Source organism: Gemmobacter sp., assembly GCF_016792925.1.
GTDB lineage: Bacteria > Pseudomonadota > Alphaproteobacteria > Rhodobacterales > Rhodobacteraceae > Gemmobacter.
In genome coordinates, this window is record NZ_JAEULU010000220.1 from 1 (window position 1) to 7,464 (window position 7,464).

The window sequence follows — 7,464 nt, forward strand, 5'->3', positions numbered from 1 at the left end:
AAATGGATATGCGCGTCCATCCCGCCCGCCGTCACAATCCGGCCTTCCCCGGCGATCACATCGGTCGACGGCCCAATGATGATCGTGACCCCGGCCTGGGTATCGGGGTTGCCCGCCTTGCCTATCGCCGCAATTTGGCCATCACGCAGGCCAATATCGGCTTTGTAGATACCGCTGTGGTCAATGATCAGCGCGTTTGTGATCACAGTGTCCATCGCGCCACCGGCCCGCGAGACCTGGCTTTGCCCCATGCCGTCGCGGATCACCTTGCCGCCGCCAAATTTCACTTCCTCGCCGTAAAGGGTGAGATCGCGCTCCACCTCCACGATCAGCTCGGTATCGCCCAGGCGCAGGCGATCGCCGGTGGTCGGTCCGTACATTGCCGCATAGGCGGGGCGCGAGATTTTCACGGCCATCACAAAGCTCCCATGACCAGCTGGTTGAAACCGAAAACCCGGCGCAATCCGCCGAAGGGGGTCAACCGCACCTCGCGGCCCTGGCCGGGCTCAAAGCGCACGGCCGTGCCCGATGGAATATCCAACCGCATGCCAAGCGCCGCCTGCCGATCGAAGGCAAGCGCGGCGTTGGTTTCGGCAAAATGATAGTGGCTTCCCACCTGGATCGGGCGGTCGCCGGTGTTCTCCACCATCACGGTGATGCACGCGGCCCCCTCGTTCAGGGTGATCGGATCTGTCGCTGGGAAAATTTCGCCCGGTATCATGTCAGCCCCCGATTGCCAGCGCCAAAGCGCCAAGCACGGTCGCACCCCCCGCTGCGCGCAGGGCCGCCGCATGCAGCGCGCGCCCGGCCAGCAACCCAAGAAGATGCAAGGCCATGGAGGTCAGCACAAACCCGGCAGCATAGACCGCCAGCCCGCTTGATGGCCCCTCTGCCCCATGAGCATGGCCGTGAAGCAAACCAAAAAATGAAACAATTGCAGCCGCTTGCAGGGGATGCGCCTTCACGGCCAATGAAACCGCCCCTCCAATCACAAGGATCGAGGCAAGAATACCTGGCTCCACACCCGGCAAGGGCAGGCCCATGGCACCAAGACTGCCTCCAAGCGCCATTGCCACCACAAACACGGTTGGCAACAACCAGTAACCGCGCCCGCCCAGCGTCGCAGCCCAAAGCCCAACCGCTACCATGGCGAACAAATGGTCCGCCCCGCCAAGCGGGTGGGTCAGACCGGCCAGGAAAGCCTCATGCCCCATATGGCCTCCGTGGGCGAGCGCGGGGCTGGGCAAAACAGCGAAGATAGCAAGAATGCGTTTCATTTCAGCCTCTCAACGAACGGGGTGATGGACGGTCACGAGTTTGGTTCCATCGGGAAAGGTCGCTTCGACCTGAACCGCATGGATCATCTCGGGGATACCGGGCATGCATTGCGCAGCAGTGATCACATGCGCTCCGGCCTCCATCAGATCGGCAACCGAACGCCCATCGCGCGCGCCCTCCACAACAAAATCGGTGATCAGCGCGATGGCTTCGGGATGATTAAGCTTGACCCCGCGCGAAAGGCGATTCCTCGCGACCATGGCTGCCAGGCTGACAAGCAATTTCTCGCGCTCACGCGGTGTCAGGTTCATAGAATATCTCCATTCATTTGCCAGACCCGCGGCATTGGCTTTCCGCGCAGACAGGACAGAATCTGGGCAAGCTGGCACCGGAGGGGCCAACTGTGATGGGCGGCTGCGCGAAGAATAAGTTTCCCGCTCCAGGCGGATATTGCCGTCTCGCATGCGGGATTATCCATATGCGGCAACAGCGCTGCGGCAGCACTTTCGGCGTCGCGACCCAACAGGGCCAGAGTGGCAAAACACCGGGCGCCGCCAAGGATGGCTGTACTTTGGTGCCGGTCACAGTGGCCAGGGCCAAGCCGGATTGCCTCGGACCATAACAGGCGCCCGCCGTGATGAACCCTTCTAACATCTTGAAATGAAATGGCCCTGGGCTTCTCCTGCATCGCATGTCGGCCCAGAATGATCATTTCGCAGATCAGCGCAGTCGCGCCCTGCGCCAAGGATATGTCTGTCACCCTGCGCAAGCGGGAGTTTTCGTAAAGGATCGTTTCCTGCGGCAGCCAAGCAAATCGCGCATTCGCACCGACAGTGGCAGCGACACGCATTTCTGCCGTGCCATCCGCGCTCGCATAGGCCCGCTCTGCCGTCTGGGTGGTGGCCGTAAAGTCGAGCCCGTCGCCCAGATCAAGCGAGAAGCACAGTCTGTCGCCTCCAGTCAGCCCACCGGACGTGTTGAGGAAAACGGCTTCGTTCGGCGCACCTTTGGGCAGAAAGGCCTTGGCGCTGCCTTCCTGCCGCAGCTTGCGCAAATGGGCACCATGAGGCCCGGCCTCAACGGCCACTTCGGCCCTCCCTGCGCTGCGCTGCAATGCTTGCCAGCCTCTGCCATCCAGCATCTTGCCCTCCAACATGAGGGAAGACTGCGCGTTAGGCTTGAAACGACAAGATTCCGTGGCACTCCTTTCAGCATCTTTGCTCATATTCAGCGCAGATGATTAAACTTTCACCTAAAGCGCCAAAACCCGGGCAGTTATTGGACGATGAACTCCGCATGCAAAGCGCCAGCGGCGTTGATGCTTTTCAGAATGTCGATCATGTCGTGCGGCGCCACACCAAGCGCGTTCAAACCGGCGACAACATCCGAGAGCGTCGCAGTATCCGGCACCTCTGCCAAACCGGTTCCCGGCGCCTTTTCGATGGCGGCATTACTGCGCGGCACAACAACCGTTTCGCCCTCGGCAAAGGGGTTGGGCTGTACAACGACGGGCGCCTCCTCCACGCGCAAAGTCAGGTTTCCCTGAGCCACTGCAACACGGCTGATGCGCACATCAGACCCCATCACGATCGTGCCGGAACGCTGATCCACGATCACCCGGGCGCGCGTTTCTGGTTCGACAAGCAGGTTTTCAAGGCGCCCCATCGCATGCGCCGGCGAGGCCATTCTGGTTCGCGTCAGATCCAGCGACACGGTGCCCGCGTCGGTCATGGTGGCGATGTCACGGCCAAATTCGCGATTGATCACATCCTCGATCCGCGCGGCGGTGGTAAAATCCGGCTCCCGCAGTGCCAGCCGCAGGGATGTGACAGCCGTGAAGTCAAATTCAACCTCGCGCTCGATCCGCGCACCAGAAGGTATCACGCCCGCCGTTGGCACGCCTTGCACAACCCGCGCCGCATCCCCTTCGGCCGAGATGCCCCCAGCAATGATTGTGCCTTGTGCGACGGCGTAAATCTGACCGTCGGCGCCGTTCAGCGGCGTCATGATCAAAGTGCCGCCAAGCAGGCTTTTGGCATCGCCGATGGCAGAAACGGTCACATCAATCCGCGCGCCGGACCGCCCGAAGGGCGGCAAACTGGCAGTCACCATCACCGCAGCAACGTTTTTGGGCCTGAACTCCTCGCCATTCACATTGACGCCGAGCCTTTCCAGAAGATTTGCCATGATTTCTTCAGTGAAGGGCGCGTTGCGAATGCCATCGCCCGTCCCGTTCAAGCCGACGACCAGACCATAGCCAACCAGATCGTTGCCACGAACGCCGTCGAATTCGACCAGATCCTTGATCCGTATCGGGCCGGCCATCGCCGGAAAAGCCAGAAGCATCAGACAGAAGATCAGGCGGATCATCGCAGGTAGCTCGCAAGATTGAGGGAGGAGAGACGCGACGTGATGGCATAAATGGTTTCAAGCCGCGTCTGCGCAGAAGTCAGCTCCGTCGCCGCCTCATAGGCGTCAACCTCCACCAGCTTTGCGCGTGCGATTTCAAGCGCGGTGGTCTCTGCACTATTGCGGGTTTGCGCGGCGGCGATGCGATTTTCTGTCACCGCGAGATCTGCGCGCATATCTGCGCGCGCGCCTTGGCTCGCCATCAGGCTCGCACCCGCCATGATGCCAAGACTGGCGCGGCTTTCGGTTGTCAGCGCGGTCGCCCCATCGGCTGTCAATGCTGCAATCGCAAGCCCTTTCAGCGTTTCGATCACACCTGCGGATTCGGCGGTGACGTTCAGCCGAGCTTCCTCACCCTGACCAATCTCGACAGCCGCCAGAGGGGCATCACCCGTATAAAGTGCCGCATAGCCTGCCGGGTCGTCGAACCATGCGAATACGGCGTCTCGCACCGCATCTGCCGTAACCTCGGTCGCCACGAGGGTTTGCAGCTGGTTCAGAATGGCGGTGCCATCGGGCAGCGGTGCGCGGTCGGTTGCCTTGCCAGAGAAAAGCGCCCTGTCGCCGACACGCGTGTTCAGCAAGCCGATGGCCGCTTCGAACTTCTGCTGCGCCTCGCCGCCCATCGCGTCAAGAGCTGCCTCATTTCCTGCAACCGAGGCCGATTGCAATGGCGTGGCCAGCGCTGTTGCAAAACCGTCCAGGCTTTCGAGGGCCGTCTGCATCGAGCCTGCAAAAAGATCGAGTTCAGTGGTGACAGACTTGAACCCGGCCAGCTGACTGAGAGTCTGGTTCAGCCCGTTCAAAGGGCCGAGGTCGCCCCGAAGATGCCGCGCGACGTCGGATGTGACACCCGTTGTCATTTCCTGCGAAAGCGTCTGCACCTGAAGTTTCGTGGTGTTCATATTGCGGCGCAGGATCAGACTTTGCGCCAGATCGCCGAGAGAAACGAGACTCATGTCAGAGCTCCATCAATGTGGCCAGCATATCGTCGATGGTCTGGATGACCCGCGCGTTGGCTGCATAGCTTTGTTCGATCAGCAGCAGGTTTTGCAGCTCCTGATCCGTGTCGACACCGTGAACCTGCTCCTGCTCTTGCAGGGTTGTGGCGCGGGATTGGGCGAAGGTCAGCTGGTCTTCCACGGTTACCCGATCCCGGGCTGCCCGCGATGTGATGTCAGAGGCCAAGGCCGCAAGGCTGCGCGGCCCACTGTCCAATGCGCCGCTGGCCGGGGTGGTTTCGGCGGTCAGCGCGCCCCGTAACCTGTTGATGAATGTGGAATCTCCGACAGAGCCCGTCGTGGCCGCCCCCAGCCCGTCCCGCAGCCGCCACAGCGCGCCCCCTTGCTCGGGGTCTGCTGCGGCATTGATTTGCAGGCGCGCGGAAAGCCCGACCTCATCGGTGCTGACAAAGGCTGCGCCACCATCGGTGAAAAGGCCTGCGGCGCCAGAGGGCAGGGTCGAATCCAGACCGCTCGCCTGGAATCTTTCCACCAGATCACGCGACAACCCGTCCAGCTTGGCCTGTGCCGCCGGTGCAAGTTCATCCCGCACGGCGAAATGCGCGGACAAGCTGCCGCCGGCAAGCAGGCCATTGGCTTCGGTGCTCATGTCGCGGCCATTCATGGTCAGCCCGCTCAGCTGTCCGCCAGAAAGGGTCATGTCGGCGGTGATGCCACGGGTGGCCGAAAAACCGAATTCAGAGGCCTTGCCCTCCAGCAAAGGTGACCCGTTGGTGCTGTAGAGAGCGATCATTCCGTTTTCGCGCGGAATTTCCCGCAGCGGAATAATGCCTGCGATCTGGTCGATCTGTCGTTGCCGAAGATCCTGCAAGCCGGTCGAATCACGGCCAGCGATATTGGCGGCCACGATGCGCCCGTTCAGCTCTTCGACCTGGGCCAAGGCGGAATTCAGCACATCAACCTCTGCGGCGATGGCACTGTCGGCCTCGGTCCGGGCCGTTTGAATGGACTTGGCCGTGGTGCCAATGTGGTCAATGACCTGCCGTGCAGAGGTCAGCACCGTTGATAGACGCGCATCCGATTCAGGGCGGCTGGCCGCCGCGATCAGCGCGGTGTCGAAAGCGGCGATCCGGCCCATCAGGCTGTTTTCCGAATCCGTGCCAAGGCTGGTTTCGACGCGCGCCAAAAACGTGGCGCGCGCATCCTGATTGCTGACCGAAGCCTCCGCCCCCCGACGTTCGTTTTGAAGATACAGGCTGAGATCGCGGCGGATGCCATTGATGGTGACCCCCGCCCCCTCCCCGCCCAGCACGGCAGAGCTGACATCGGCTTGCCTGCGCAGGTAGCCGGGCGTTGCGGCATTGGCGATATTGGTGGAGGTGAGATCGGCGAGGCGGCTGCTGACAGCAAGGCCGCTGATCGCCGAATTCATGGCGGAGATCAGGCTCATGACTTGTCCTTAGCGTTTGATGTTGGTGGTTTCCTGAAGCATCTCGTCCACCGTCTGAATGACTTTGGCATTCGACGAATAGGCGCGCTGTGTCTGGATCAGGCTGGTCAGTTCGGCCGCGACATCGGTGGTCGAGGTCTCTCGGGCATAGCCCACGATCTCGCCCGTCGGGCCATCGCCAGCATCCCACAGGAAGAAGGGCCCGGATTCGGGCGAGATTTCATAGGTCTGGTCGCTCAGCGCCGTGAGACCGTTGACATTGGGCACATCCACCACCGGCACCTGATAAAGCACCCGGGTGAAGCCAGTGTCATAGGCCGCCACAAGCATGCCCCGCTCATCCACCGTCAGCTCGGTCAGGGTGCCCGATGGCGCGCCGTTCTTGGTCACGCCGGTGGAGGTGAACACATCCGAAAGCTGCGACAGGCGGTTTTTCTCGCCGATGATCCCGATATCGACCTGCATGGTGCCGGAACCCGTGGTGATGTCCAGCATGCCGGTCGCCGCGTCATAGGTGCCCGCGCTGAGCGGGGTCACGTTCAGAACGGCCCCGCCCGAGCCGCGGCTGGCGTCGAATTCCACACTGAATTCACCGACCACAGCATTGTTCTGCGCCGAATCGGTGATTTGCACCGTCCAGGTGTTGGATTGGCCCGTGGCCGGAACCGTCGGGGTGAAAGTGAATTCCAGCGTCGACGAGGTGCCGAGATTGTCGAAATACTCCACCGAAAGCGGGATGGAACTTATCGTGGCCCCCGCGCGGGTCGCGGTGGCGGGCAGGTTCACGTTCAGGTTCACCTGCGTCGTCGCCTCACCGACCTGGGCATTCGCATCCACAAAGATCGGCTCCAGCCCCGAGATGGTGTCGCGTGGCTGCACGGGAATGGTGCCATCCTGATTGGCAGGCCAGCCCAGCAAGACAAGGCCGGAGGGGCTGCGCAAAATGCCGTCTTCGTTCAGGTTGAACGAGGCGGTGGAGGTCATCATCAGATCATTGCCGTTCAACGGCGAATCCACCGCCGAAATCCGGGTGACGGGCAGCATGCCACGGCCCGACATGGCTAGATCCAGCGCATTGGCCGTGCCGATCAGCGCGCCGCGTTCATCAATCTGTCGTGCCGCGGCAGAGCGCACGCCACCGGCGACATAGGTGCCAGAGGGCGAGGCGCTGGTGAGAATCAACGCCTCGAACTCGGTGGTCGCCCGTTTGTACCCATAGGTGCCCGAATTGGCGATGTTGTCCGAAATGGTGGCCAAGCGCGAGGCATTGGCGTTCAACCCGGCCACACCCGCGTTGAGAGCAGAAGAAATCGTCATGGAGAGCGCGCCTTTCTAAGCTTCGATTCCCGATCGAAGCCCACCCTG

The 7,464-nt window shown here is 61.7% G+C and carries 8 protein-coding genes and 1 pseudogene; all 9 read right to left on the minus strand.

Annotation, left to right across the window (positions count from 1 at the left end; genetic code table 11):
* Window positions 1-416: pseudogene (gene ureC / locus JNN06_RS10585) on the minus strand (urease subunit alpha); the annotation flags it as partial.
* On the minus strand, window positions 416-721 hold the full coding sequence (locus tag JNN06_RS10590) for an urease subunit beta (protein ID WP_291239565.1): 306 nt from the start codon (window positions 719-721) through the stop codon (window positions 416-418). The gene JNN06_RS10590 and the pseudogene ureC, both read right to left, overlap by 1 nt.
* A 1-nt stretch (window position 722) precedes the next feature.
* Window positions 723-1,214, minus strand: coding sequence for a HupE/UreJ family protein (locus JNN06_RS10595; RefSeq protein ID WP_291239558.1), 492 nt, complete (start codon window positions 1,212-1,214; stop codon window positions 723-725).
* Window positions 1,215-1,286: 72 nt separating this feature from the next.
* Window positions 1,287-1,589 (minus strand): urease subunit gamma, encoded by a 303-nt coding sequence (locus JNN06_RS10600; protein ID WP_291239559.1) that lies wholly within the window; start codon window positions 1,587-1,589, stop codon window positions 1,287-1,289.
* The gene (locus JNN06_RS10605) at window positions 1,586-2,419 is read right to left on the minus strand and encodes an urease accessory protein UreD (protein WP_291239560.1); all 834 of its coding nucleotides are present in this window, start codon (window positions 2,417-2,419) and stop codon (window positions 1,586-1,588) included. Before JNN06_RS10605 ends, JNN06_RS10600 begins: the two co-directional genes overlap by 4 nt.
* A gap of 134 nt (window positions 2,420-2,553) precedes the next feature.
* Window positions 2,554-3,648 (minus strand): flagellar basal body P-ring protein FlgI, encoded by a 1,095-nt coding sequence (locus JNN06_RS10610; RefSeq protein ID WP_291239561.1) that lies wholly within the window; start codon window positions 3,646-3,648, stop codon window positions 2,554-2,556.
* Window positions 3,645-4,646, minus strand: coding sequence for a flagellin (locus JNN06_RS10615; protein WP_291239562.1), 1,002 nt, complete (start codon window positions 4,644-4,646; stop codon window positions 3,645-3,647). The genes JNN06_RS10610 and JNN06_RS10615 overlap by 4 nt, the downstream gene beginning before the upstream one ends.
* Window position 4,647: 1 nt before the next feature.
* A complete protein-coding gene (gene flgK, locus JNN06_RS10620) occupies window positions 4,648-6,099 on the minus strand; it encodes a flagellar hook-associated protein FlgK (protein ID WP_291239563.1) in 1,452 nt (483 codons plus the stop codon).
* 9 nt (window positions 6,100-6,108) lie between these two features.
* Window positions 6,109-7,416, minus strand: a complete 1,308-nt coding sequence (locus JNN06_RS10625; protein WP_291239564.1) for a flagellar hook protein FlgE — start codon at window positions 7,414-7,416, stop codon at window positions 6,109-6,111.
* Between the last annotated feature and the right edge of the window lie 48 nt (window positions 7,417-7,464).